Raw genomic sequence first — 26,677 nt, forward strand, 5'->3', positions numbered from 1 at the left:
TGGACGCATGCCCAGTCCTGCACACCGAGCCCTGGACGGCTTCTCCCCCGCGACCCGCGGCTGGTTCACGGGGGCGTTCTCCGCGCCCACCGCGGCCCAGGCCGGGGCGTGGCGCGCCATCGGCGAGGGTTCGGACGTGCTCGTGGTCGCCCCGACCGGCTCCGGCAAGACGCTGGCCGCGTTCCTCGCCGCGCTCGACCAGCTGGCGTCCACCCCACCGCCTGCCGATCCCAAGAAGCGCTGCCGGGTGCTGTACGTGTCCCCGCTGAAGGCCCTCGCGGTGGACGTCGAGCGGAACCTGCGCAGTCCGCTGACGGGCATCCGGCAGGAGTCGGTCCGGCTCGGGCTGCCCGAGCCGGAGATCAGGGTCGGCATCCGTTCCGGCGACACCCCGGCGGCGGAGCGCCGCGCCCTGGCCACCCGCCCGCCGGACATCCTGATCACGACACCGGAGTCGCTGTTCCTGATGCTGACGTCCGCCACGCGCGATGCGCTGACGGGCGTGGAGACCGTGATCCTGGACGAGGTGCACGCGGTGGCGGGCACCAAGCGGGGCGCCCATCTCGCACTGTCCCTGGAGCGCCTCGACGAGCTGCTGCCGAAGCCCGCGCGCCGCATCGGCCTGTCGGCCACCGTCCGCCCCGTGGACGAGGTCGCGCGCTTCCTCTCCCCGCGCCGCAAGGTGGAGATCGTCCAGCCGGAGTCCGGCAAGGAGTTCGACCTGTCCGTCGTGGTCCCGGTCGAGGATCTCGGCGAGCTGGGCGGCTCCCCGGTCAGTGACGGGTCCGAGGGCGCGGAGCGCCCGTCCATCTGGCCGCATGTCGAGGAGCGGATCGCCGATCTGGTCCAGGCGCACCGCTCCACGATCGTGTTCGCCAACTCGCGCCGTCTCGCAGAGCGGCTGTGCAACCGGCTGAACGAGATCGCCTACGAGCGGGCCACCGGCGAGTCCCTGGAAGAACACCACTCCCCCGCCCAGCTGATGGGCGGTTCGGGTGCCGCGCAGGGGGCGCCGCCGGTGCTCGCGCGCGCCCACCACGGCTCGGTCTCCAAGGAGCAGCGTGCCCTCGTCGAGGAGGACCTGAAGGCGGGCCGGCTGCCGGCCGTGGTCGCCACCTCCAGCCTTGAGCTGGGCATCGACATGGGTGCGGTGGACCTCGTCGTCCAGGTGGAGTCCCCGCCGTCCGTGGCCTCCGGGCTCCAGCGCGTGGGCCGCGCGGGGCACCAGGTCGGCGCGGTCTCCACGGGCGTGGTCTTCCCCAAGTACCGGGGCGACCTGGTCCAGGCGGCCGTGGTCACCGAGCGGATGCGGTCCGGCTCCATCGAGTCGCTGAGGGTCCCGGGGAACCCGCTGGACGTGCTCGCGCAGCAGCTCGTCGCCATGACGGCCCTCGACACCTGGCAGTTCGACGACCTGCTCGCCATGGTCCGCCGGGCGGCCCCCTTCGCCTCCCTCCCCGAGTCGGCGTTCACGGCGGTGCTGGACATGCTGGCGGGCCGCTACCCCTCCGACGCCTTCGCGGAGCTGCGCCCGCGCGTGGTGTGGGACCGGGTGGCGGGCACGATCACCGGCCGGCCGGGCGCCCAGCGACTCGCCGTCACCTCCGGGGGCACGATCCCGGACCGCGGGCTCTTCGGGGTCTTCCTGGCCGGGGCCGACCCGAAGAAGGGCGGCGGCCGGGTCGGCGAACTGGACGAGGAGATGGTGTACGAGTCCCGGGTCGGGGACGTGTTCACCCTGGGCACCAGCTCCTGGCGGATCGAGGACATCACGCGCGACCGGGTGCTGGTCTCCCCCGCCCCCGGCGTCCCGGGCCGGCTGCCCTTCTGGAAGGGCGACCAGCTGGGCCGGCCGCTCGAACTGGGCCGCGCGGTGGGCGCGTTCCTGCGCGAGGTGGGCTCGCTGTCGAAGGAGGACGCGCGGCTGAGGCTGCTGACAGCCGGTCTCGACGCCTGGGCCGCGGACAACGTGCTGTCGTATCTGGCCGAGCAGCGCGAGGCCTGCGGCCATGTCCCGGACGACCGCACGATCGTCGTGGAGCGCTTCCGTGACGAGCTGGGCGACTGGCGGGTCGTGGTGCACTCCCCGTTCGGCGCGCAGGTCCACGCCCCGTGGGCGCTCGCGCTGGGCGCCCGGCTGGCCGAGCGCTACGGCATGGACGCCCAGGTGATGCACGCCGACGACGGCATCGTGCTGCGGCTGCCGGACGCCGATCTGATGGGCCTGGACCTGCTCGACCAGGAGGCGATGAAGGCGGGCGCGGAGTTCGACGCCGAGCAGGCCCCGGTCGGCGCGACAGACGTCGTCTTCGACAAGGGCGATGTCGACCAGATCGTCACCGACCAGGTCGGCGGCTCGGCGCTGTTCGCGTCCCGCTTCCGCGAATGCGCGGCCCGTGCGCTGCTGCTGCCGAAGCGCAACCCCGGCCGCCGCACCCCGCTGTGGCAGCAGCGTCAGCGGGCGGCCCAGCTGCTCCAGGTCGCGAGCGAGTTCGGCTCGTTCCCGATCGTCCTCGAAGCGGTCCGCGAGTGCCTGCAGGACGTCTTCGACGTCCCGGGTCTCACCGAGCTGATGGGCGACATCGAGTCACGCAAGGTGCGGCTCGTCGAGATCACCACCCCCGAACCGTCCCCGTTCGCCCGCTCGCTGCTGTTCGGGTACGTCGCCCAGTTCCTCTACGAGGGGGACTCCCCCCTCGCCGAGCGGCGCGCCGCAGCACTCTCGCTGGACTCCCGGCTGCTGGCGGAACTGCTGGGCCAGGCGGAGCTGCGGGAGCTGCTCGACGCCGAGGTACTGGCCGAGCTGGAGCGGGAGCTGCAGTGGCTCACGGAGGACCGGCGGGTCAAGGACGTCGAAGGGGTCGCGGACGTACTGCGGCTGCTGGGCCCGCTCACCGACGCCGAGCTGGTCGAGCGGGGGGCGGAGCCGCACTGGGCGCCTGAGCTGGCCGCCGCCCGCCGTGCGATCAAGGTCCGTATCGCGGGCATCGACCACTGGGCGGCGATCGAGGACGCCGGCCGGTTGCGGGACGCCCTGGGCACGGCGCTGCCGGTGGGCGTCCCGGAGGCCTTCACCGAGCCGGTCAAGGACCCGCTCGGAGACCTTCTCGCGCGATACGCGCGCACGCACGGCCCCTTCACATCGGCCACCGCCGCGGCGCGGTTCGGTCTCGGTGCGGCCGTCACCGACGGCGCGTTGCAGCGGCTCGCGGCATCCGGCCGGATCGTCCAGGGGGAGTTCCATCCGGCGGGGATCGGTCAGGAGTGGTGTGACGCGGCCGTGCTGCGCAGGCTGCGGCGGCGTTCGCTGGCGGCGCTGCGGCACGAGCTGGAGCCGGTGCCTCCGGCCGCGCTGGCACAGTTCCTGCCGCAGTGGCAGCACGTGGGCAGCGGGCACGGTCTGCGGGGCGTGGACGGTCTGGTGCGCGCGATCGAACAGTTGCAGGGCGCGTCCGTGCCGGCATCCGCCCTGGAGAAACTCGTCCTGCCGTCCCGGGTCGCCGCCTACACGCCCGCGATGCTGGACGAACTCACAGCCGCCGGCGAGGTGGTCTGGGCGGGCGCGGGCGCGCTGCCCGGCAAGGACGGCTGGGTCTCCCTCTACCTCGCGGACGCGGCCCCCTTGCTGCTGCCCGACCCGCACCCCCTGGAGCTGACGGCGCTCCACCAGTCGGTCCTGGCCGCCCTCTCGGGGGGCTACGGCCTGTTCTTCCGGCAGATCGGCGACCAGGTCCGGGCCACGACGCACCCGGACGTCACGGATCCCCAACTGGCCGACGCGATCTGGGATCTGGCCTGGTCGGGCCGGCTGACGAACGACACACTGGCGCCGATGCGGTCGCTGCTCGGCTCGGGCCGCACCGCGGGGTCCACCGCCCACCGCGCCAAGCGCGCGGTCCCGCGCGGGCGGTACGGCTCACTCACGGCCGCGGCCCGCCCCCAGTCGCGTACGGGGCCGCCGACCGTCGCGGGCCGCTGGTCGCTGCTCCCCTCCCGTGAGGGGGACCCCACCGTCCGCGCCCACGCCCTGGCCCGGACGCTGCTGGACCGGCACGGCGTCGTGACCCGGGGCGCGGTGGCGGCGGAGGGCGTGGAGGGCGGCTTCTCCGCCGTCTACCGCGTCCTGTCCGTCTTCGAGGAGAGCGGGCAGGCCCGGCGCGGCTATGTGGTCGAGGGGCTGGGCGCGGCGCAGTTCGCGATGGACGGCGCGGTGGACCGGCTGCGCGCGGTGGCGAACGCGCGTGAGCGGGGCGAACCGCTGCCGGGCGCGGGATCCGGCGCGGGGAACGGCTTCGCCCACGGTTTCCCGAACGGGTTCCCCGGGAGCCACGGGCAGTCGCCGCAGAGCCCCTTCGGCACCGGCTACGACGACACCCCGGAAGGCCCCTTCGGCACCACCGGACACCACGACGGCTTCGACGGCCCGCCTGCCCCGGCCTTCGGCGATCCGTCGGCCGCCGGCTTCGGCGACCCCTTCGACTCGGGCCCGGCGCTCCCTGACCCGCTGTCCGCACCGGGGTTCGGAGGACCGCGCTCCGGTTCCGGGACCGGCGTGGGGTCCGACCCCCGTCCGCCGTACGGGCAGCGCGGGCCAGGGCTTCCGCCGAACCGAACCCGATCCACCGGCCCCGCCCGCACGGTGGTCCTCGCGGCCGCCGACCCGGCCAATGCGTACGGCGCCGCGCTCGCCTGGCCCGAGCCGCCCACAGGCGCGGGGCACAAACCGGGGCGCAAGGCGGGTTCGCTGGTGGTCCTGGTCGACGGCGAGCTGGCGCTCTACATGGAGCGCGGCGGCAAGACCCTGCTGGCCTGGCCCGCGGACCCGGAGGCCGAGCCGACGCAGGACGCACGCCTGCGCGCCGCCGCCGAGGCCCTCGGGGCAGCCGCACGCGCAGGCTCCCTGGGCACGGTCACGGTGGAGCGCGTCAACGGCGCATCCGCCCTGTCGTCCCCTTTCGGCATCCTCCTGGAAGGAGCGGGTTTCATCGCGACCCCACGGGGACTGCGCATCCGCGCGTGAGCCCCCGCCGGCACCCCGTCGACAGCGCGACCGGCTCCCCCGGCAAAGCAGTACCGCCGGCTCCCCCAGCCTGCGACCCGCTCTCCGGCCGGCGGAGCGCACCCCGGCCCGGGGCTCGCCACCGCGCCCTCCCGACGTGTCACCCTTGACGCATGCCCGAAGGCGACACCGTGTACCTGGCCGCGAAGCGTCTGCACGGGGCGCTCGCAGGGAGGGTGCTGACGCGCTCCGACCTCCGGGTGCCCAAGTACGCCACGGCCGACCTCACCGGCCGTACCGTCCTCGACGTCACCCCGCGCGGCAAACACCTGCTGACCCGGATCGAGGGCGGACTCACCCTGCACTCCCATCTGAAGATGGACGGCGCCTGGAAGATCTTCGCGGCGGGACAGCGCTGGCACGGCGGCCCCGCCCACCAGATCCGGGCGATCCTCGGCACCAACGACCGCACCGCCGTCGGCTATCGCCTGCCCGTCCTGGAACTGCTCCGCACCGCCGACGAGGACCGCGCCGTTGGCCATCTCGGCCCCGACCTCCTCGGTCCGGACTGGGATCCCGCTCTGGCACGGGAGAACCTGCTGCGTGACCCCGCCCGCCCTCTCGGCGAGGCCCTTCTGGACCAGCGCAATCTTGCCGGTATCGGCAATGTCTACAAGAGCGAGCTGTGCTTTCTGCTCCGGGTGACCCCATGGCTGCCCGTCGGCGACCTCCCGGCCGAGCACGCCGCGCAGCTGCCCGCCCTCGCCCAGCGGCTTCTGGAGGCGAACCGCGACCGCCCGGCGCGCAACACCACGGGACGGCGCGAGCAGAACCTGTTCGTGTACGGCCGTGCGCCCCGCCCCTGTCTGTACTGCCGCACCCCGATCCAGGTGGCCGACCAGGGCGACGGCTCCCGGGAGCGCCCCACCTACTGGTGCCCCGCCTGTCAGTGGGGGCCGACTCCGCCGCCGCGCCCCGGCAGACCCCCGCGACAGCCCTCCACGTACCGCTGATTGACGACCCGTCAGAAATGCTCGTACCGTCGGAACCATGCCCGTCACGGCGTACGACCTCAGCGGACGCACCGCATTCGTCACCGGCGCCGCGAGCGGCATCGGCCGCGCCACGGCCGTGCTGTTCGCCGAGGCCGGGGCGACCGTCCACTGCGCGGACCGGGACGCTCACGGTCTGGACGAGACGGCGGCCCTGATCAAGGACCGCGGCGGCACGGCGCATCCGCACCCGCTCGATGTGACGGACCGGGCACGACTGCAACAGGCGGTCGCCTCCTGCACGCGCCTCGACGCGATGGCCGCCGTCGCCGGGATCATGCACAGCAGCCCCGTCCTTCAGACCCGGGACGAGGACCTGGACCGGGTGCTGGCCGTCAACTTCAAGGGCGTGCTCTACGCCTGCCAGGAGGCGGCCCGTCGCATGATCGCGGACGGTACCCGCGGCAGCATCGTCACGATGGCTTCCGGCGCCGTCGACACCGGCGGCCCGGGACTGCTCTGCTACGGCGTGGCGAAGGCGGCCGTGGTGCAGCTGACGAAGACCCTGGCGGCCGAGGTCGGGCGGCACGGGATCCGGGTCAACGCGGTGGCGCCCGGATGGACCCGTACACCGATGACCGACCGGCACGGGGAGACCCGGGCACGGACCGAGGCGTCCATGGCGCGACTGTCACCGCTCGGCCGGGTCGGCGAACCGGAGGAAGTCGCCCACGCGGTGCTGCACCTCGCCTCCGACGCCGCCTCGTTCACCACGGGCCAGATCCTGCGCCCGAACGGCGGCGTAGCGATGCCTTGGTGAGCGGCCCCGTCAAGGACGGCCGCACCGCCCGCACCCGGGCACCTGTCGGCCTCGGCGGCCGGGCCGGCCGCAAACCGCACCCAGGAGCCCCCTGAACGCCCCCGGACACCGTCTCCAGCCGACCCCGCTCGCCCCCCTTCACCCCCCTCACCCCGGTTGCGCGCCCCTCCCGCGCCCCCTCGCGGTCCACCACCGGCGCCAGGACCCAGCCTGCTGGTCCGACCCGGCCGCCCCCACGGCACGGGTCTTCGGCACACAGTGCACCGGTAGCAGGCTCAGCCCCCACCCCCCGGTCGCGACCGCCCCCTCCAGCACCCCCGCATCGGGTGCCAGCACGAGTCGGAGTACCCCCCACCACCACAGCGCACCCAGCGCCAGCGTCGCCCCCCAGCGCGCCGTGCGCCCCGCCATGGCCGTCACCTCCAACCCGAGGAACCAGACCCTAGACCGCCCTGTCACCACCAGGGAGGGCGCACCAGCGGCACACAGGCGCACTGGACCCAGCGCATGCCCCGGGCATCTGTCGCACACGGCGCACCCCGCGCGCGCCCTCCCCCGCGCCCGGCCCCACCACGGGAGTCCGATGCCCCTCGGGACCCGGCCCGCTCCCCCGTTCGCCTCACCCGTTCTCCGCCTGGAACATCCAGTGGTGCTTCTCCAGGTCCGCGGTGATGCCGATGAAGATGTCCTGGCTCACGGGGTCCGGCGCGGCGGTCGCCTGCACCCGCTCCCGCATACGCGCGATCACCGCGCCGAGCGCGGAGACGAGCGTGCCCACCGCGTCCGTGTCCTTGACCCAGCCCTGGGGCACCGCACCGATGCCGCTGCCCTGGGCGACGGTCGCGGCGCGGCCGTCCGGCGGGACACCGAGTGCCGAGGAGCGTTCCGCCACGGTGTCGGAGTGGAGGCGCGCACTGTCGACCACCTCGTCGAGCTGGAGGTGGATGGAGCGGAAGCGCGGCCCGATCACGTTCCAGTGGACCTGCTTGGCCACGAGGGAAAGGTCCAACAGATCGACCAGGGCTCCCTGCAGGGCCTCGGAGACGATCTTGACGTCCGGGTCGGACAGCGGGCTCTTAACGACGTACATCGACATCCTCCGCAAGCGTGCGTACGGCCCCGAGCGCCCTTCCACGATGACCGCACCCCACGGGCCCGGCAAACGGGACCGCACGCCCGCCGGGCCCGGCAAACGGGACCGCACGCCCGCCGGGCCCGGCAAACGGGACCGCACGCCCGCCGGGCCCGGTAAACCGAAGGCGGCGCGGATCACAGCGCCGTACACACGGATCCCGGCCCCCACATACAAAGCATCACGCCCCCCGGACACACGAAAGCCCCGGCCGCCCCCTCCAGGTCTCCCCGGAGAGGCCCCGGCCGGGGCCCTCGTACAGATCGACGCCGTGCGCACCCCGCTGCGGGGTGTCAGGCGGCGACCACGTCCACTGCCTCGCTGGGCGCCTTGATCGTGACCCGTTCCGGTGGGACACCGGTGACGGACACGGAATTGAGCATCGGGCGACGCACCGGCGCGGGCACCGGCTCGGTGGCCGCTGCCGACTGTGCCAGCTCGGCGAGCGCGAGCTCGTCGCTCACTTCCCGCATGAGCTCGGACATCCGTACGTCCAGCGCGTCGCAGATCGCGGAGAGCAGTTCGGAGGACGCCTCCTTCTGCCCCCGCTCCACCTCGGAGAGATAGCCGAGCGAAACTCGGGCGGACGAGGAGACTTCGCGCAGAGTACGGCCCTGGCGCTGGCGCTGCCGACGCAGCACGTCACCCAGCAGGCGACGGAGCAGAATCATCGGTGGCTCCCTCCTCGGACCGCGTAACCGCATCCTTCACGCCCCACCGTACCGCCTTGCGCCGCGGCCGTGCGGGGAGCGCTGTTGTGTTCACTCAGGGCTGCAAACATCAAGTCCCCCCGTTCTGTTCCGTATCCTGTGCCCGCTCATTCCCGGTCTGTTCGCCCGCAAGCTCCTCGAGAAGCAGAGCGAGTACGCTCCGTACACTCTCCATACGGATTTCCGCACGGCTGCCGTTCAACCGCAGCGCGGCCACTTTCCCGCCACCGAGTTCGGCGGAAACGCTTTCGAGCGGCCCGTCCACGGCCACGAACACCGTGCCCACCGGGCGGCCGTCCTGGGGATCGGGCCCGGCCACACCGGTCGTCGCGAGCCCCCAGTCCGCACCGAGCGCCTTGCGTACGCCGGCCGCCATCTGGGCCGCGACCTGCGGATCCACCGCTCCCCGCTCGGCCAGCAGGGTGCCGTCCACGCCCAGGACGTCCCGCTTCAGATCGGTGGCGTAGGCGGTCACCGAGCCGCGGAAGGCCTGGGAGGCACCGGCCACGGCAGTGATCTCCGCGGCCACCAGGCCACCGGTCAGCGACTCGGCGACGGCGAGCGTCTCGCCTCTCACGTTCAGTAGTCGCAGCACTTCGGCGGCCGGGGATGTCAACGCTCGGCCTCCTCGGCCGCGGCACGGCTCTCGGCGATGCCGCGCCTGCGCAGCACCATGGCCTGTCGTACGTAGTCGAGCCCGGTGACGACGGTCAGGACGAGCGCCGCGGCCATCGCCCAGAACCTCAGGGTCGCCAGCCACCCCGTGAGCGCCAGGACATACATCCCGACGGCGACACCCTGGGTCAGCGTCTTCAGCTTGCCGCCCCGGCTGGCCGGTATCACGCCGTAGCGGATGACCAGGAAGCGCAGCAGGGTGATGCCCAGCTCACGCCCGAGGATCACACCCGTCACCCACCACGGCAGGTCGCCGAGCCAGGACAGACAGATGAGGGCCGCGCCCATGATCGCCTTGTCGGCGATGGGGTCGGCGATCTTCCCGAAGTCGGTGACGAGGTTGTACGTGCGCGCCAGATGGCCGTCGAACAGATCGGTGATCATGGCGATGGCGAAGGCCGCCCAGGCGAGGGCGCGCCACGCCGGGTCGTATCCGCCGCCCGCCAGCATCAGCGCGACGAAGCCCGGCACCAGGACCAGGCGCAGCATCGTCAGCAGATTGGCGACGTTCCAGATGCTGGCCTGGTTGACCGCGGCGGCCGTCAGCTTGCCGCCGCGCGGCGCCCGTGCCTCGTCCGGGGCGCCGGAGGAACCGGGCGCGTCCGAGTTCTGGGCCGACCGGGCGGCCGGGGTGCCGGAGGATCCCTTGCCCGCCCTGGAGCCGGACATGGCCGCGAGGCCGGGGCTGCCCGGCGCGGACGCCGCGCCCCGCGAGCGGGAGGAGCCGCCCGCCGCGGATGCCGGGATTCCGGTCATCTGCCCGCCTCCTCAGGACACCCGAGCGAGCCCGCGAGCGGCTCGGCCACCAGGTCGACACCTTCCGTACCGACCACCTTCGCCTCGACCATACGGCCCACGCTCAGGCCTTCGCTCCCGGTGAACAGCACCTGGCCGTCCGTCTCGGGCGCCTGGTGCGCGGCGCGGCCGTAGGCCCCCTCCTCCGCGTCCACCGACTCCACGAGCACGTGGACGGTCTGGCCGACCCGCTCCTCGGCGCGCTGCGACACCAGTTCCTCGGCGAGCCGGGAGATATGGGCCAGCCGCTCGGCGACGACGTCCTCGTCGAGCTTGTTCTCGTACGTCGCGGCCTCCGTGCCCTCCTCGTCGGAGTAGCCGAAGACACCGATCGCGTCCAGCCGGGCGCCGTTCAGGAAGCGCTCCAGTTCGGCCAGGTCCGACTCGGTCTCGCCGGGGAAGCCCACGATGAAGTTGGAGCGCACACCGGCTTCCGGCGCCTTGCTTCTGATGGTGTCCAGCAGCTCCAGGAAGCGGTCGGTGTCGCCGAAGCGCCGCATCGCGCGCAGCACACCTGGCGCGGAGTGCTGGAAGGACAGATCGAAGTAGGGCACGACGTTCGGGGTCGAGGTCAGCACGTCGATCAGGCCGGGGCGCATCTCGGCCGGCTGGAGGTAGCTGACGCGGACCCGCTCGATGCCGTCCACCTCGGCGAGCTCGGGCAGCAGGGACTCCAGGAGACGGATGTCACCGAGGTCCTTGCCGTAGGAGGTGTTGTTCTCGGAGACCAGCATGATCTCCTTGACGCCCTGCTCGGCCAGCCAGCGCGTCTCGTTCAGCACATCGCTGGGGCGGCGCGAGATGAACGAGCCGCGGAAGGACGGGATGGCACAGAAGGAGCAGCGCCGGTCGCAGCCCGAGGCCAGCTTGACCGAGGCGACCGGGGAGCCGTCCAGCCGGCGGCGCAGCGGCGCGCGGGGGCCCGAGGCCGGGGCGACGCCCTCCGGGAGGTCTGCCGGACCGTGACCCGGCAGCGCGACGGCCGCGGCGGACTCCTGCCGCTCCGCCGGAGTGATCGGCAGCAGCTTGCGCCGGTCGCGCGGGGTGTGGGAGGCGTGGATGCCGCCGTTCAGAATGGTCTGGAGGCGGTCCGAGATGTTCGCGTAGTCGTCGAAACCGAGCACGCCGTCGGCCTCGGGGAGGGCCTCGGCGAGCTCCTTGCCGTACCGCTCGGCCATGCAGCCCACCGCCACGACGGCCTGCGTTCTGCCGTGTCCCTTGAGGTCGTTGGCCTCCAGCAGGGCGTCGACGGAGTCCTTCTTCGCGGCCTCGACGAAGCCGCACGTGTTCACGACGGCGACGTCCGCCTGCTCGGCGTCCTCCACGAGTTCCCAGCCGTCCGCCTCCAAACGGCCTGCGAGCTCCTCCGAGTCCACCTCGTTGCGGGCGCAGCCAAGAGTGACGAGTGCGACGGTACGGCGTTCAGACATGGGCTCAAGACTACTTCGTCCCGCTGACAGCCCACGTCGACGGGGTTGGCCGATCTTGGCCAACCCCGTGTGTCCGTGCCCCTTGCGTACCGCTCGGTCACCACTCGGGCGCCGCGGCCGTCCGTCATCCGGTGACGGGGTCGCCCTTCGTGTAGGTCAGGCGCTCGACCTGGCCGGGCTGGAAATCGTCCTGGATCTTCTTGCCGTTGACGTAGAGCTGGATGGCCCCCGCGTCGCCGAGGACGAGGTCGATCTTCTCCTTGTCCTGGAAGGTCTGCGAGTCGCCCTGCTTGAGCAGCCCGTCGAAGAGGGTGCGGCCGTTGTGGTCCTTGGCGGAGATCCAGCTGCGGCCGTCGGCGGCGCTGACCTGCACGGTCACCTTGTCACGGGGTGCGGCGGCGATCGCGCTGTCGGACGGCTCGGGCTTCGGGGCGGCGGGCTTGCTGCTCTTGGGCACCGCCGAGGCGGTCTTGCCGGTGCTCGCCTGGGGGCCCTTGGCGACCGGCGTCTTGGCGCTCTGCCCGCTGTCGCCTCCCTTGACCAGGGTGAAGCCGACGAAGCCGATCACCGCGACGATCGCCGCGACCATGGCCGCGGTCCAGTTGGGCCCCCGGCGCTCGGGGCGGATGCGTTCCGCCTCGAACAGCGGGGCCGCCGGGGTCGGAGCGGGGCGTCCGCCGTGCTCGGCGGCGTACTGCTCCAGCAGGGGGGCGGGGTCGAGACCCACAGCTCGCGCAAGCGTGCGAAGGTGACCGCGGGCGTAGACGTCGCCGCCGCACGGCGCGAAGTCGTCCTGTTCGATCGCGTGGACGATCGTGGTGCGGACCCGGGTGGCACTGCTGACGTCGTCGACGGTCAGCCCGGCGGCGATACGCGCCTGCTGCAGGGTTCGACCGATCGACGGGCGTTCCGACGCTTCGTCGTCACGGGCGTCGTTGAAGGGAGGTACGTCCTCAGGGGAGTTTCCGTCTGGGGAGTTGCCGATGGACACGGGGGCGCCTTTCGAGCGTGTAGCCACCTGTGCTGGAAGTTCAGTCTAGGGGGGGTACGAAAGGGTGGGGCAACCGGGCGGTACGACTTTGTACGCCATCTGAATGGCCGGTCATCCTGATGGTGGGACATATTGCTGTCGTCTTGCTCAAGTTGACGTGCGCGGCAGTGGAACGGTTGCTCACGGATCCCTTACGAGTGGGTCACGGTCGGATGCCGGGCGCGTCGCCGGGGGTGCCGGTGCCACGCCCGGCCGGCCCGCTCGTACGGCGCTTCCGGGAACGTCCGATCCCTACGGTTGAGACTCCCCGCGAATGAGGGCGAGCACTCCGTCCAGTTCGTCGGGTTTCACCAGGACGTCGCGGGCCTTGGATCCCTCGCTGGGACCGACGATGTTCCGCGACTCCATGAGGTCCATCAGCCGCCCGGCCTTGGCGAAACCGACGCGCAGCTTGCGCTGGAGCATCGAGGTGGAGCCGAACTGCGTGGAGACGACCAGCTCGGCCGCCTGGCACAGCAGATCGAGATCGTCGCCGATGTCCTCGTCGATCTCCTTCTTCTGCTTGCCGCCGACCGTGACGTCCTCCCGGAAGACGGGCGCCATCTGGTCCTTGCAGTGCCGGACGATCGCCGCGACCTCCTCCTCGGTCACGAACGCGCCCTGCATACGGGTCGGCTTGTTCGCGCCCATCGGCAGGAAGAGCCCGTCGCCCTTGCCGATCAGCTTCTCGGCGCCGGGCTGGTCGAGGATGACGCGCGAGTCGGCCAGGGAGGAGGTGGCGAAGGCCAGCCGGGAGGGCACGTTCGCCTTGATCAGACCGGTGACGACGTCCACGGACGGCCGCTGGGTGGCGAGCACCAGATGGATGCCCGCCGCGCGCGCGAGCTGCGTGATGCGCACGATCGCGTCCTCGACGTCGCGCGGCGCGACCATCATCAGGTCGGCCAGCTCGTCGACGATCACCAGCAGATACGGGTACGGATGCAGTTCGCGCTCGCTGCCCTCGGGCGCTTTGATCTTGCCGTTGCGGATCGCCTCGTTGAAGTCGTCGATGTGCCGGAAGCCGTACGCCGCGAGGTCGTCGTAGCGCAGGTCCATCTCCCGTACGACCCACTGGAGCGCCTCGGCGGCCCGCTTGGGGTTGGTGATGATCGGCGTGATCAGGTGCGGGATGCCCTCGTACGCGGTCAGCTCGACGCGCTTGGGGTCGACGAGGACCATGCGCACGTCCTCCGGGGTCGCCCTCATCATGACCGAGGTGATCAGGCAGTTGATGCAGGACGACTTGCCGGAGCCGGTGGCACCGGCGACGAGGATGTGCGGCATCTTCGCGATGTTGGCCATCACATAGCCGCCCTCGACGTCCTTGCCGAGCGCGACCAGCATGGGGTGGTCGTCCTCGGCGGCCGCCGCGAGCCGCAGTACGTCACCGAGGTTGACCATCTCGCGGTCGGTGTTGGGGATCTCGATGCCCACCGCGGACTTGCCGGGGATCGGGCTGATGATCCGGACGTCGGGGCTGGCGACGGCGTACGCGATGTTCTTCGTGAGCGCGGTGATCCGCTCGACCTTCACGGCGGGACCCAGCTCCACCTCGTAGCGGGTGACCGTCGGGCCGCGGGTGAAGCCGGTGACGGCCGCGTCGACCTTGAACTCGGTGAAGACGTTCGTGAGCGAGGCGACGACCGCGTCGTTGGCGGCGCTGCGCGCCTTGCCGGGGCCACCGCGCTCCAGCAGGTCCAGGGAGGGCAGGGAGTAGGTGATGTCGCCGGAGAGCTGGAGCTGCTCGGCACGCGGCGGCAGATCACGGACCTCCTGCGGTGCCGCCTTGGTGAGGTCGGGCACCCCCTTGTCGGCCGGGAGCCGGTCCTGCTGGGGCCGTGCGGCCGGCACGGGGGTCGGCGTCGTCGGCTCGCGGTCCTGGGTGCCGACCCCCTGGGTGAGGTCGGCGACGAGCGGCGACGGCGGCATCCCGTGCAGGACGGCGCCGTCCAGGGCGGCAGCGGCGGCCGCCGCGACGTCCACGGCGTCCATCTCCCGGCCCATGGCGGGCTGCTGCACGGCTGGGCGCCGGGCGCGGCCGCGCCGCCGGGCGATCGCCTCCTCCTCGGCCCCGTCGGGGTCGTAGGGCCCCTCCGCGGATCCCCGCCGGCGGGAACGGGGCAGCGCCTCGCGCCACTGCTCGTCGTACCGCTCGTCGTCCTCGCTGCCGAAGCCGTCGCGGTCGTCGTCCGGGGCGTGCAGAAGGCCCAGCTTCACGCCCACCTGCCGCAGCCGCTGCGGAATGGCGGTGACGGGCGTGGCGGTGACGACGAGCAGCCCGAAGAAGGTGAGCAGGACGAGCAACGCCACCGCGAGGGCATCGCCCATGGTGTACGTGAGCGGAGTGGCCGCGGCCCAGCCGATGAGCCCGCCGGCGTCCCTTATCGCCTGCATGCCGTCGCTGCGCGCGGGGCCGCCGCAGGCGATGTGGACCTGACCGAGCACGCCGATGACGAGCGCGGACAGGCCGATGACGATACGGCCGTTGGCCTCCGGCCGCTCCGGATGCAGGATCAGCCGCACGGCGATCACGCCGAGCAGTATCGGCACGAGCAGATCGAGCCGCCCGAAGGCGCCGGTGACCAGCATCTCGACGAGGCCGCCCACGGGGCCGCGCAGACTGGCCCAGGTGCCTGCGGCGACGACCAGCGACAGACCGAGCAGCAGGAGCGCGAGGCCGTCCTTGCGGTGCGCCGGGTCGAGCCCCTTCGCGCCCCGCCCCAGACCCCGGAACATCGCTCCGACGGCGTGCGCGAGGCCGAGCCAGAGGGCACGTACGAGCCGGTACACGCCCGCGGTCGGGCTGGGCGCCGGAGCGGGAACCGGCTTCTTCACCGCGGCCTTCCTGGCGGGCGCCTTCCTGGCGGCGGCTTTCTTCGCGGGTGCCTTCTTCGCCGGAGCCTGCCTCGGAGTAGCCGCCTTCTTCGCGGGCGACTTCTTGGCTGCGGGACGTGAGGCCATGAGTGTGAGATTACCGGTGGAGACGGCAGGGGACACGCGTGGCCACTGCTTCACCCGTTCGTGTCGCTTCGGGAGAGGCGTCGAACTGACGCGGGCTCAACCGGACTGCGCCGCTTGGCCGAGAGGCACACCGCACCGGCCGGCCCGCGGAAGCAGCCCGGGACCGGCGCCGCCCGGCACGCGATGCGGCCACCGGTCCGTCCGGCCGGCGCGTCTCCGCCCCGGCCGGAACAGGACGTCAGCTCTGGGACGGAACCGGCGGGGTGCCGCTGCCCGTGCCCGGTTCCAGCGCGTCCAGGGCACGGCGCAGCCCGGTGAGCTTGCGCTCCAGATGAGCCGCCGTCGCCACCGCCGCCGCGTCCGCCGACTCGTCGTCGAGCTGCTTGGACAGCGCCTCGGCCTGCTCCTCCACCGCCGCGAGCCGCGCGGACAGCTCGGCGAGCAGCCCGGCCGGCTCCTTGCTCTCCCCGGTCACGGACGACCTGCCGCCGCCCTCCAGCTGCAGCCGCAACAGGGCTGCCTGCTCGCGCAGCTGGCAGTTCTTCATGTACAGCTCGACGAACACCGAGACCTTCGCCCGCAGCACCCACGGGTCGAACGGCTTGGAGATGTAGTCCACCGCGCCCGCCGCGTACCCACGGAAGGTGTGATGCGGGCCGTGGTTGATGGCGGTCAGGAAGATGATCGGGATGTCACGCGTCCGTTCCCGCCGCTTGATGTGCGCCGCGGTCTCGAACCCGTCCATACCCGGCATCTGGACGTCCAGCAGAATGACCGCAAAATCGTCCGTCAGCAGTGCCTTGAGCGCTTCCTCCCCGGACGATGCCCTGACCAGCGTCTGATCGAGCGCGGAGAGGATGGCCTCCAGCGCCAGCAGATTCTCCGGCCGGTCATCGACCAGGAGGATCTTGGCCTTCTGCACCATGGCCCGCCCTCCTCGCCCCGGCTTGGGGCCTCCCCTGTCCTCAGGACTCGGGGTGACGCCGCCCGACGCCACCCCAGGGGACGACTCCCTTGCGCCGCCCGTCCTTGTGCCGGTCATCGTAGCCGCACCCCGCCTGTCGCCACACCCTGTCACCGCGATGTCACTGTGCACGTAGCAGAAACGCAGCAGGAGACCAGAAGGTTCCCCGCACACCCCACTTCTACACGGCGCCGGCCGCGCTCCGTCGGCAACTCCGCGTGAACATTCAGGGCCCCTTCACCGCATCCGCATTCACATCACTGCACACGCATCCACTGTTCCATCACGGACAGTAGGTGATCGGGGTCGACCGGCTTGGTCACATAGTCCGAGGCCCCCGACTCGATGGCCTTCTCACGGTCGCCCTTCATCGCCTTCGCCGTCAACGCGATGATCGGCAGCCCCGCGAACTGAGGCATCCGCCGGATCGCCGTGGTCGTGGCGTACCCGTCCATCTCCGGCATCATGATGTCCATCAGGACGACCGCGACATCGTCGTGCTGTTCCAGCACCTCGATGCCCTCCCGGCCGTTCTCGGCGTACAGCACCGAAAGTCCGTGCTGCTCCAGGACGCTGGTGAGCGCGAAGACGTTGCGGATGTCGTCGTCGACGATCAGCACCTTCTCGCTGTCGAACCGCACACCCTGCCGCGATCGCGGCCCCTCGTGCGACTCCCCGGCCCACTGCTCCTGTCCCCCGCCGACGCCGCGCTGCACGCCCGCGGAGACCGCCCTGCGGCGGCGCCGGAAGAGCGCCGCCGGACCGTTCTGGGTCTCCTGGTACGACTTCACCTCGGCCGGGGTCTCGATGTCCGGCGCGGACAGCTCCGCCTCGGACGCCAGCAGTTCGTCGGCCTCCATGGCGGGCGCGAGCTGCGAGTAGCCCTGGGGCGGCAGTTCGCTCGGGTGCAGCGGCAGATACAGGGTGAACGTCGAGCCGCGCCCGGGCTCGCTCTGCGCGTGGATCTCACCGCCGAGCAGCCGCGCGATCTCACGCGAGATGGACAACCCGAGCCCCGTACCGCCGTACTTGCGGCTCGTCGTGCCGTCCGCCTGCTTGAACGCCTCGAAGATCACCCGCATCTTGCTGGCCGCGATACCGATGCCGGTGTCGGCCACCGAGAACGCGATCAGTTCAGCGTCCGGTTCCCGCAGCGAGCCGGCCTCCAGCAACTGCTCCCGGATCGCCATCGGCACATCGCCACCCGCCGGACGGATGACCAGCTCGACGGCCCCGGTGTCGGTGAACTTCACCGCGTTCGACAGCAGGTTGCGCAGCACCTGCAACAGACGCTGCTCGTCGGTGTGCAGCGTGGCGGGCAGCTCCGGCGACACCCGTACGGAGAAGTCGAGGCCCTTCTCCGCGGTCAGCGGCCGGAACGTGGCCTCCACGTAGTCGACGAGCTGCACGAGCGCGATACGCGTCGGGGAGACGTCCATCTTGCCCGCCTCGACCTTCGACAGGTCCAGGATGTCGTTGATCAGCTGGAGCAGGTCGGAGCCTGCGCCGTGGATGGTCTCCGCGAACTCCACCTGCTTCGGCGAGAGGTTGCCCTCGGCGTTGTCGGCGAGCAGCTTGGCCAGGATCAGCAGGGAGTTGAGCGGCGTACGCAGCTCGTGCGACATGTTGGCCAGGAACTCGCTCTTGTAGCGCATGGAGACCGCGAGCTGCTCGGCGCGCTCCTCCAGGACCTGCCGCGCCTCCTCGATCTCGGTGTTCTTGACCTCGATGTCCCGGTTCTGCTGGGCCAGCAGCTCGGCCTTCTCCTCCAGTTCCGCGTTGGACGCCTGGAGGGCCTTCTGCCGCTGCTCCAACTCCTCCGACCGCAGCCTCAGTTCCTCGGTCAGCCCTTGCGACTGCTTGAGCAGCAACTCGGTCTTGGTGTTGACGGAGATGGTGTTGACGCTCGTCGCGATCATCTCGGCGATCTGGTTGAGGAAGTCCCGCTGGATCTGCGTGAACGGGGTGAAGGACGCCAGCTCGATGACGCCGAGCACCTTCCCCTCGAACAGCACCGGCAGGACGATCACCTGCGCGGGCGGCGCGTCGCCGAGCCCGGAGGAGATCTTCAGATAGCCGCTCGGCGCGTTCTCCACGAGGATCGTGCGCTTCTCCTTCGCGGCCGTCCCGATGAGCGCCTCACCCGGCCGGAACGACGTCGGCATGGAGCCCATGGAGTAGCCGTACGACCCATGCATCCGCAGTTCGTACTGGTCGTCCGCGTCGGCGCCCCGGTCCTGACCGTCCACCAGCTGCACCGCGAGGAAGAACGCGCCGTGCTGCGCGGAGACCACCGGCGTCAGCTCGCTCATGATCAGCGAGGCCACGTCCTCCAGATCGCGGCGGCCCTGCATCAGGGCGGAGATACGGGCCAGGTTGCCCTTGAGCCAGTCCTGCTCCTTGTTCGCGATCGTGGTGTCGCGCAGGTTGGCGATCATCTTGTTGATGTAGTCCTGGAGCTCCTGGATCTCGCCCGAGGCATCCACATCGATCTTCAGATTGAGATCGCCGCGGGTCACCGCGGTCGCCACGCGCGCGATGGCACGCACCTGCCGGGTCAGGTTCCCGGCCATCTCGTTCACCGACTCGGTCAGGTCGCGCCAGGTGCCGTCGACGTCCCGGACCCGCGCCTGGCCGCCGAGCTGCCCCTCCGTACCCACCTCACGGGCCACCCGGGTGACCTCCTCGGCGAAGGAGGAGAGCTGGTCGACCATCGTGTTGATGGTGGTCTTCAGCTCCAGGATCTCGCCCCGGGCGTCGATGTCGATCTTCTTGGTCAGGTCACCCTTGGCGATGGCCGTGGTCACCATCGCGATGTTGCGCACCTGACCGGTCAGGTTGGACGCCATCCGGTTCACGGACTCGGTGAGGTCCTTCCACGTGCCGGCCACACCCGGTACGTGCGCCTGGCCGCCCAGGATGCCGTCCGTGCCCACCTCGCGGGCCACCTTGGTGACCTGGTCGGCGAACGAGCTCAGCGTCTTCACCATCGTGTTGAAGGTGTCGGCGAGCTGCTGGACCTCGCCGCGCGCCTCGATCGTCACCGTCCGTGTCAGGTCGCCGTTGGCGACGGCCGCCGCGACCTGGGAGATGTTGCGCACCTGCGTGGTCAGGTTGTTGGCCATCAGGTTGACGTTGTCGTTGAGGTCCTTCCAGATGCCGGTGACGCCTGGTACGTGCGCCTGGCCGCCGAGGATGCCCTCGGTGCCCACCTCACGGGCCACCCGGGTCACCTGCTCCGCGAAGGACGACAGCTGGTCGACCATCGTGTTCACGGTGGTGACCAGTTCGAGGATCTCACCCTTGGCATCGACGGTGATCTTCTTGGACAGGTCGCCCTTGGCGACCGCGGTCGTGACCTCGGCGATGTTGCGCACCTGGATGGTCAGGTTGTTCGCCATGAAGTTCACGGACTGTGTGAGGTCCTTCCAGGTGCCGGAAACGCCCTGGACCTCGGCCTGCCCGCCGAGGATGCCCTCGGTACCCACCTCGCGGGCAACCCGCGTCACCTGCTCCGCGAAGTTGGAGAGCTGGTCCACCATCGTGTTGAGCGTGTTCTTCAGCTCCAGGATCTCGCCGCGCGCGTCCACGTCGATCTTCTGCGACAGATCGCCCCGCGCCACCGCCGTCGCGACCTGCGCGATGTTGCGTACCTGGGTGGTGAGGTTGCCGGCCATGAAGTTGACGGAGTCGGTCAGATCGCGCCACACGCCGGCCACGCCCGGCACCTGCGCCTGACCGCCGAGCCGGCCGTCCGTGCCCACCTCACGGGCAACGCGCGTCACCTGCTCGGCGAACGCGGAGAGCTGGTCCACCAGGTTGTTGATGGTGTTCTTCAGCTCCAGGATCTCGCCGCGCGCGTCCACGTCGATCTTCTGCGACAGATCACCCCGCGCCACCGCCGTCGTCACCTGGGCGATCTGCCTCACCTGCGAGGTGAGATTGCCCGCCATGAAGTTGACGGAGTCGGTGAGTTCCTTCCAGGTGCCCGACACTCCCGGCACCACGGCCTGACCGCCCAGCCGGCCCTCCGTGCCCACGTCCCGGGCCATGCGCGTGACCTGGTCGGCGAACGCGGACAGCTGGTCCACCATCGTGTTCACGGTGTTCTTCAGCTGGAGCATCTCACCGGAGACGTCCACGGTGACCTTCTGCGACAGATCACCGTTGGCCACCGCCGTCGTCACCTGGGCGATGTTGCGGACCTGGCCGGTGAGGTTGCGGAACGCCGTGTTGACGGAGTCCGTGAGGTCCTTCCAAGCGCCCGCCGCGCCCGTCACCTGCGCCTGACCGCCCAGCTCACCCTCGACGCCGATCTCCCGCGCCACCCGGGTGACCTCGGCACCGAACCCGGAGAGCTGGTCCACCATCCCGTTGACGGTGTTCTTCAGCTCCAGCATCTCGCCGGCCACGTCCACGGTGACCTTCTGCGACAGATCACCGCTCGCCACCGCCGTCGTCACGGCGGCGATGTCCCGCACCTGAGTGGTCAGGTTCCGGAAGACCGTGTTCACCGAATCGGTGAGGTCCTTCCACGTACCCGCCGCGCCGGGCACATTCGCCTGCCCGCCGAGCCGGCCCTCGGCACCCACCTCGTTGGCCACCCGGGTGACCTCGTCCGCGAAGGTGCGCAGCGTCTCGGTCATCTGGTTGATCGTCTCGGCGAGCTGCGCCATCTCGCCGCGCGCCGACACGGTCACCTTCTGCGACAGGTCACCGTTGGCGACCGCGGTCGTCACCTGCGCGATCCCGCGCACCTGGGCCGTCAGATTGCCGGCCATCAGGTTCACCGAATCGGTGAGGTCCTTCCACACACCCGACACACCCGGCACCTGGGCCTGACCGCCCAGCTCGCCCTCGGTGCCGACCTCCCGGGCGACCCGGGTGACCTCGGAGGAGAAGGACGCGAGCTGGTCCACCATCGTGTTGACGGTGTTCTTCAGCTCCAGCATCTCGCCGGCCACGTGCACCGTGACCTTCCGCGACAGATCACCCTTCGCGACCGCCGTCGTCACCAGGGCGATGTCCCGCACCTGCGCGGTCAGCCGGTACGCCATCGTGTTGACCGAATCCGTGAGATCCTTCCACGAACCGGACATACCGCGCACCCGGGCCTGACCGCCCAGCTTGCCCTCGGTGCCCACCTCACTGGCCACCCGCGTGACCTCGTCGGTGAACGTCGACAGCTGGTCGACCAGGTTGTTGACCGTACGGCCGACCTTCAGGAACTCACCGCGCAGCGGATGCCCGGTGCCCTCCGGCTCCGGCGTCCGCAGTTCCATGCGTGGCGACAGATCACCCTCGGCGACCGCCGACAGCACCCGGCTCACCTCGGAGACGGGGCGTACGAGATCGTCCACGAGAGCGTTGGACGCGTCGATCGCACTCGCCCAGGAACCCTCGCAGGCACCCGTCTCCAGCCGCTCCGTGAGCTTGCCCTCACGCCCGACCACACGGCGCACCCGGGCCAGCTCCCCGGTCAGATGCAGATTCCGGTCCGCCACCTCGTTGAAGACGGCGGCGATCTCGGCCATCACCCCGTCGCCGGAGACCGTCAGCCGCTTCCGGAAATTGCCGTCCCTCATCGACGCGAGAGCCGCCAGCAACCGGTTCAGGGCCGCCGTGTCCACCGCGGTGGTTCCCTTGCGCGCCGAGCGCTGGTTGCTCAGGGACTGTCCGCCTTTCGCGCGCGCCTTAGTGCCCCGCGTCGCTGCGCCAGACTCCACTGTGTCCCTCCCGCAGGGGTCGACCTTCACTGCTGTACTCAGGGGTACTGCTCGACGTACCGATTACTCGTGCGTAAGCGTGCCCGTTCCACCGGGTACGCGCGGTGCTCCTGCCCGGCCTGGCAGGAGACACTCGGCCTGCCCGAACCTCCATAGGAAGCTTGCCCAGTGTTTCACCATGCCCGAACCAGGCCATAACAGTTCGGCAGCTTCGCACACGCTCCGCACACCTCCGGACGTAAACACCGGCAACCGGCATCCGCATGGACGGCGAAGGTAAGTAACCTTGCATGCGGCTGTCCAGCCGTGCCGGCGCAACCGGTCTGGGCGGTGGCACGAGCACGAGCGGGCAGGCATCGGAGGGGCACCGCACCATGACCACCGGACTGCGTCCCGGGGGACACCCCCAGGATCCCCGGCAGAGGGGGAGCCAGCCGCTGCCCCGGCAGGAGGGGGCCGGCCCGGACACCCCGCACGTCGAGAACAGGACAGGGAGATCTGTGATCACCGCGCGCGCGGCCGCAAGCTTCGAGCCCGTCGGACGATCGGTGGCGACCGCCCGGTCCTTCGTCCGCGACACCCTCCAGGGCTGGGGCTTCGCGGACGTCGTCGACGACGCCGTGGTCCTCACCAGCGAGCTGGTCACGAACGCCGTCGTGCACGCGGGCACCGCCGCGGAGGTCCTGTGCCTGCGCAGCGACGACGGCGTACGCATCGAGGTCGCCGACCGGTATCCGGAACGTGAGATCCCGCTCCAGTCGAGCGCCGTGAACATGGGCAGCCCCGACCGGGAGGGCGGCCGCGGCCTCCAGCTCTGCGCCGCCCTCGCGGGCCGCTGGGGCGTCGAGTACAGCCCCACGCACAAACACGTCTGGTTCCAACTCGAACTCCCCGAACGCCCGGTCGGCACGCGCGCGGCGGGGCCCTCGCTCCCCGCGAACCTCCTGCCGCTCGCCGACGGCCGGGTGCGGGTCGCGGTCGTCCAGATCGACCGCACCGGCACCATCACCGCCTGGAACGAGGACTCGGAGGACCTCTTCGGATACGCGGCCGAGCAGGTCACCGGCAAGCCGCTCACCGACCTCGCCGCCTGGCCGCACACCCCCGGCACCGGCACCGGGATCGCCGAGGCCCTCCGGCTCTCCCGCTGGGAGGGGAGCTACGGCGTCCGCGGCGCCGATGGCCGAGTGATCCCCGTATACGCCTCTCACCTGCGCGTACGCGACGCGGCAGGCGAACCCTCCACGGTCTGTCTGCTGGTGCGCGACCACGAGCGGGCCGTGCTGCAGACCCCCCTGCGCGGGACCGCCGCCGACACCGGGACCGCCCAGGACGGCCAGGTCCCGGACCCCTTCGAGGTCTTCATCGGCTCCCCGGCCCCCGACGATCTCGACGGCCTCCTGCAGCGCACGGTGGAGCGCGCCCGCGACATGCTCGACGGCGACGCCGCCTTCCTCCTGCTGGCCACCGACGACGAGACGGAGCTGGAGGTGCGCGCCTCGACCGGCCTGCCCTCAGCCCGCCAGCGCTTCGCCCGCGTCCCGGTCGACGCGGGCCCCGGCCGCTACGGCTCGGCGCGTATGCCCGCCGTCCACGACGACCTGGCCGCCGTGCCGGGCACGGTACCCCTGCTGGGCGGCACGGGCATGCGCTCCGTGGTCACGGTCCCGCTGAAGGTGGAGGGCCGGCTGACCGGCTCCCTCGGCGTCGCGGCCGAGTCGCCCTCCCGGTACTCCAACGAGGAGGCGCTGCGTCTCCAGTTCGCGGCCGACCGCATCGCCCTGGCCGTGGAGTCGGCCCGCCTCGGTGAGCTGGAGCGGCTGCGCCGCGGCTCGCTGAGCTTCCTCGTCGAGGCCTCCGACCTCCTCGCGGGCACCCTGGACCGGGACCAGACACTGGCCCTCATGGCCCAGATGACGATCCCGACGCTGGCCACCTGGTGCGCGGTGTACACGATCGCCGACCAGGCCTCGGAGCCGTACCTGTCCTACGTCCTGCACGAGGACGAGGAGCGCATCGACGGCCTCAAGGCACTCCTGTCGAAGATCGCCCCGCCGGAACCCATCCCCACGCCGGGCGCCCGGGTCTGGACGGCCCCGGCCGAGGCGGCCCACCAGGCGGCGCTGCGCACCTCCATGCGCAGCCTCGGCCTCGGCGAGCCGCCCGCGCTCAGCTCGGGCATCGGCACGACGCTGGCGACAGCCTCGACGGTCGGCGGCGAGACGGTCGTCCTCCCTCTCGTGGCCCGCAACCGGGTCATCGGCATGCTGACGCTGGGCAAGCCGACGGACGAACACTTCCGCCAGGAGATCCTGGAACTGGCCGAGGACCTCAGCCGCCGGGCCGCCCTGGCCCTCGACAACGCCCGGCTGTACTCCGAGCGCACGGCCATCAGCCAGTCCCTCCAGCGCAGCCTGCTCCCGCCGGAGCTCCCGCACATCGACGGGGTCGAGGTCGAGGTGATCTACCGCGCGGCCGGCGAGGGCAACGAGGTGGGCGGCGACTTCTACGACCTTTTCCCGATCCGCGACGGCGCCTACGGCTTCGCCATCGGTGACGTGTGCGGTACGGGCCCGGAGGCGGCCGCGGTCACCGGCCTGGCCCGCCACGCGCTGCGCCTGCTGGCCCGGGAGGGCTTCGGCGGCCCGGCCGTGCTGGAGCGCCTGAACTCCGCGATCCTCGACGAGGGCGCCCGCAGCCGCTTCCTGACCCTGCTCTACGGCGAGCTGTGGCCCCAGGAGGACGGCAGCGCCGTCCTGAAGGTGGTCTGCGCCGGCCACCCGCTCCCGCTGCGGCTGCGCCAGGACGGCTCGGTGGAGCCGGCCGCCGAACCGCAGCCTCTCCTCGGTGTCATGGAGGACCTGGAGCTGTACGAGCAGACGGTGACGCTCGACCCCGGAGACGTCCTGCTGTGCGTCACGGACGGCGTCACGGAACGCCGCGAGGGCACCCGCATGTTGGGCGACGACGGCCTCGCGGAGGTCCTCACGGCCTGTACGGGCCTCACCGCGGGCGCGGTCGCGGCCCGCATCATGCGCGCCGTCGAACGCTTCGCCTCGGACGCCCCGTCGGACGACATGGCGATTCTGGCGATGCGGGTCCCTGGCCTTCCGAAGGACTGAGTGCCGAGCAACGCCCGGGCTCCCGGCCCCAGTCGGGAGAGCCGGGCGGGGAGAAGCCGGGACATGAAAGAGGCCCCGCCCTGATGGGCGAGGCCTTTTCTCCGAGCCCCCAAACGGAATCGAACCGTTGACCTTCTCCTTACCATGGAGACGCTCTGCCGACTGAGCTATAGGGGCCTGTCGCCTTTTCGAGGTTTCCCTCGCGGCAACGGAATAGATCATACCCCGAACTGGCGTGTGTTCCCAAACCGGAGAGGCCGGGTTCAGAAAGCGGGTTGCAGCAGCCCGCCCAGCGCGTTGCACGCCGAGACGATCCGATTCATCTCACGCTTCGTCAGCGAGGCGTCCACGGGCAGCGAGAGCGTCTCATCGGCGGCACGCTCGGTCTCGGGCAGACACACGTCCCGCCGGAATCCCGGCATACGGTGGACGGGGGTCTTCACGGGGACCCGGCACTCGACTCCCCTGGCCTGTACGGCTCGTGCGAAGGCATCGCGGTCCGGCCGGCCGTTGCCCGGCACCCGCACCACGTACTGCTGGTAGGTGTGCCCGCCGCTGCCGTCGGGCGTCCGCACGCCACGCAGCCGCCGGTCCAGGTACGCCGCCCGCTCACGACGCTGGGCCACCTCGACGTACGGCGTCTCGGACTCGCCCTGCTCCAGCACCAGGAGTCCGTGCCGCTGCCCGACCTCGTGCAGCCGCGCCACGTCGGCGGGCCGGCCGAAGCGGTGCACGACGACGACCGCGGAGGTCTGCGGGCTCACCGCGGCCTCGACGGCGAAGGGGTCGAGGCAGTACGTCAGCGGGTCTATGTCAGCGAACACCGGGGTCGCGCCCGCCTGGGTCACGGCCTCGGCAACCTCGATGTTCCCGAAGGCCGGCACGATGACCTCGTCACCGTGGCCGATGCCCGCGGCCCTGAGCATTCCTGCAGTACTCATGGCTCGGATGCTCGTCCGGCAACGTGAACGCAAAGTGACGGGCAACGCAAAAGAGCGGGTCCCCGAACCGAAGTTCGGGGACCCGCTCTGAAGAATTGTTCGGCGGCGTCCTACTCTCCCACAGGGTCCCCCCTGCAGTACCATCGGCGCTGTGAGGCTTAGCTTCCGGGTTCGGAATGTAACCGGGCGTTTCCCTCACGCTATGACCACCGAAACACTATGAAACTGACAACCCGGCACACCGCACACAAAACGGCGGGATTGTTCGTGGTTTCAGAACCGACACAGTGGACGCGAGCAACTGAGGACAAGCCCTCGGCCTATTAGTACCGGTCACCTCCACACGTTACCGTGCTTCCAGATCCGGCCTATCAACC

14 protein-coding genes, 1 tRNA gene and 2 rRNA genes are annotated in these 26,677 nt (G+C 71.2%); 4 read left to right on the forward strand and 13 right to left on the reverse strand.

Annotated features, from left to right (window positions below):
- Positions 1-7 precede the first annotated feature (7 nt).
- From ACFY2Z_RS05670 to ACFY2Z_RS05680, 3 genes are all read left to right on the forward strand, one after another.
- The gene (locus tag ACFY2Z_RS05670; RefSeq protein WP_390742888.1) at positions 8-5,020 is read left to right on the forward strand and encodes an ATP-dependent helicase; all 5,013 of its coding nucleotides are present in this window, start codon (positions 8-10) and stop codon (positions 5,018-5,020) included.
- A 152-nt stretch (positions 5,021-5,172) separates the two neighbouring features.
- Positions 5,173-6,012, forward strand: a complete 840-nt coding sequence (locus tag ACFY2Z_RS05675) for an Fpg/Nei family DNA glycosylase (protein WP_390742889.1) — start codon at positions 5,173-5,175, stop codon at positions 6,010-6,012.
- A gap of 37 nt (positions 6,013-6,049) precedes the next feature.
- Entirely contained in the window at positions 6,050-6,811 is a 762-nt protein-coding gene (locus ACFY2Z_RS05680) for an SDR family NAD(P)-dependent oxidoreductase (protein WP_390742890.1), read from the forward strand.
- Positions 6,812-7,430: 619 nt separating this feature from the next.
- Here ACFY2Z_RS05680 and ACFY2Z_RS05685 read toward each other — a convergent pair.
- From ACFY2Z_RS05685 to ACFY2Z_RS05725, 9 genes are all read right to left on the reverse strand, one after another.
- Positions 7,431-7,901, reverse strand: a complete 471-nt coding sequence (locus ACFY2Z_RS05685; protein ID WP_390742891.1) for a Dps family protein — start codon at positions 7,899-7,901, stop codon at positions 7,431-7,433.
- Positions 7,902-8,236: 335 nt separating this feature from the next.
- The gene (locus ACFY2Z_RS05690) at positions 8,237-8,614 is read right to left on the reverse strand and encodes a helix-turn-helix transcriptional regulator (RefSeq protein WP_311691687.1); all 378 of its coding nucleotides are present in this window, start codon (positions 8,612-8,614) and stop codon (positions 8,237-8,239) included.
- A gap of 109 nt (positions 8,615-8,723) precedes the next feature.
- Positions 8,724-9,269, reverse strand: coding sequence for a CinA family protein (locus ACFY2Z_RS05695; RefSeq protein ID WP_390742892.1), 546 nt, complete (start codon positions 9,267-9,269; stop codon positions 8,724-8,726).
- Entirely contained in the window at positions 9,266-10,084 is an 819-nt protein-coding gene (gene pgsA / locus ACFY2Z_RS05700; RefSeq protein WP_390742893.1) for a CDP-diacylglycerol--glycerol-3-phosphate 3-phosphatidyltransferase, read from the reverse strand. The genes ACFY2Z_RS05695 and pgsA overlap by 4 nt, the downstream gene beginning before the upstream one ends.
- Positions 10,081-11,553: a 30S ribosomal protein S12 methylthiotransferase RimO gene (gene rimO, locus ACFY2Z_RS05705; protein ID WP_390742894.1), complete on the reverse strand. Its 1,473-nt coding sequence runs from the start codon at positions 11,551-11,553 to the stop codon at positions 10,081-10,083. The genes pgsA and rimO overlap by 4 nt, the downstream gene beginning before the upstream one ends.
- 124 nt (positions 11,554-11,677) lie before the next feature.
- Entirely contained in the window at positions 11,678-12,544 is an 867-nt protein-coding gene (locus ACFY2Z_RS05710) for a helix-turn-helix domain-containing protein (RefSeq protein WP_390742895.1), read from the reverse strand.
- 291 nt (positions 12,545-12,835) lie between these two features.
- Positions 12,836-15,547 (reverse strand): DNA translocase FtsK, encoded by a 2,712-nt coding sequence (locus tag ACFY2Z_RS05715; protein WP_390742896.1) that lies wholly within the window; start codon positions 15,545-15,547, stop codon positions 12,836-12,838.
- 238 nt (positions 15,548-15,785) lie between these two features.
- Complete coding sequence (locus ACFY2Z_RS05720) at positions 15,786-16,472, reverse strand: two-component system response regulator (RefSeq protein ID WP_390742897.1); 687 nt, start codon at positions 16,470-16,472, stop codon at positions 15,786-15,788.
- A gap of 296 nt (positions 16,473-16,768) precedes the next feature.
- A complete protein-coding gene (locus ACFY2Z_RS05725; protein WP_390742898.1) occupies positions 16,769-22,237 on the reverse strand; it encodes a HAMP domain-containing protein in 5,469 nt (1,822 codons plus the stop codon).
- Between the two features lie 374 nt (positions 22,238-22,611).
- Here ACFY2Z_RS05725 and ACFY2Z_RS05730 point away from each other — a divergent pair, with 374 nt between their 5' ends.
- Positions 22,612-25,359, forward strand: a complete 2,748-nt coding sequence (locus ACFY2Z_RS05730; protein WP_390742899.1) for a SpoIIE family protein phosphatase — start codon at positions 22,612-22,614, stop codon at positions 25,357-25,359.
- A 104-nt stretch (positions 25,360-25,463) separates the two neighbouring features.
- Here ACFY2Z_RS05730 and ACFY2Z_RS05735 read toward each other — a convergent pair.
- From ACFY2Z_RS05735 to ACFY2Z_RS05750, 4 genes are all read right to left on the reverse strand, one after another.
- Positions 25,464-25,536, reverse strand: a tRNA-Thr gene (locus ACFY2Z_RS05735).
- A gap of 86 nt (positions 25,537-25,622) precedes the next feature.
- Positions 25,623-26,285, reverse strand: a complete 663-nt coding sequence (locus tag ACFY2Z_RS05740; protein WP_390742917.1) for a DegT/DnrJ/EryC1/StrS family aminotransferase — start codon at positions 26,283-26,285, stop codon at positions 25,623-25,625.
- A 112-nt stretch (positions 26,286-26,397) separates the two neighbouring features.
- Positions 26,398-26,514 (reverse strand): 5S ribosomal RNA (rrf, locus tag ACFY2Z_RS05745).
- Between the two features lie 89 nt (positions 26,515-26,603).
- Positions 26,604-26,677 (reverse strand): 23S ribosomal RNA (locus tag ACFY2Z_RS05750); the annotation flags it as partial.

Origin of the sequence: Streptomyces sp. NPDC001222, assembly GCF_042896945.1 — a bacterium.
GTDB classification, from domain to species: Bacteria; Actinomycetota; Actinomycetes; order Streptomycetales; family Streptomycetaceae; genus Streptomyces; species Streptomyces gibsoniae.

Coding starts and splice junctions, on each gene's coding strand:
- ACFY2Z_RS05670 (WP_390742888.1), top strand. CDS start 8: ATGCCCAGTCCTGCACACCGAGCCCTGGACGGCTTCTCCCCCGCGACC.
- ACFY2Z_RS05675 (WP_390742889.1), top strand. CDS start 5,173: ATGCCCGAAGGCGACACCGTGTACCTGGCCGCGAAGCGTCTGCACGGG.
- ACFY2Z_RS05680 (WP_390742890.1), top strand. CDS start 6,050: ATGCCCGTCACGGCGTACGACCTCAGCGGACGCACCGCATTCGTCACC.
- ACFY2Z_RS05685 (WP_390742891.1), bottom strand. CDS start 7,901: ATGTACGTCGTTAAGAGCCCGCTGTCCGACCCGGACGTCAAGATCGTC.
- ACFY2Z_RS05690 (WP_311691687.1), bottom strand. CDS start 8,614: ATGATTCTGCTCCGTCGCCTGCTGGGTGACGTGCTGCGTCGGCAGCGC.
- pgsA (WP_390742893.1), bottom strand. CDS start 10,084: ATGACCGGAATCCCGGCATCCGCGGCGGGCGGCTCCTCCCGCTCGCGG.
- rimO (WP_390742894.1), bottom strand. CDS start 11,553: ATGTCTGAACGCCGTACCGTCGCACTCGTCACTCTTGGCTGCGCCCGC.
- ACFY2Z_RS05715 (WP_390742896.1), bottom strand. CDS start 15,547: ATGGCCTCACGTCCCGCAGCCAAGAAGTCGCCCGCGAAGAAGGCGGCT.
- ACFY2Z_RS05720 (WP_390742897.1), bottom strand. CDS start 16,472: ATGGTGCAGAAGGCCAAGATCCTCCTGGTCGATGACCGGCCGGAGAAT.
- ACFY2Z_RS05730 (WP_390742899.1), top strand. CDS start 22,612: ATGACCACCGGACTGCGTCCCGGGGGACACCCCCAGGATCCCCGGCAG.
- ACFY2Z_RS05740 (WP_390742917.1), bottom strand. CDS start 26,285: ATGCTCAGGGCCGCGGGCATCGGCCACGGTGACGAGGTCATCGTGCCG.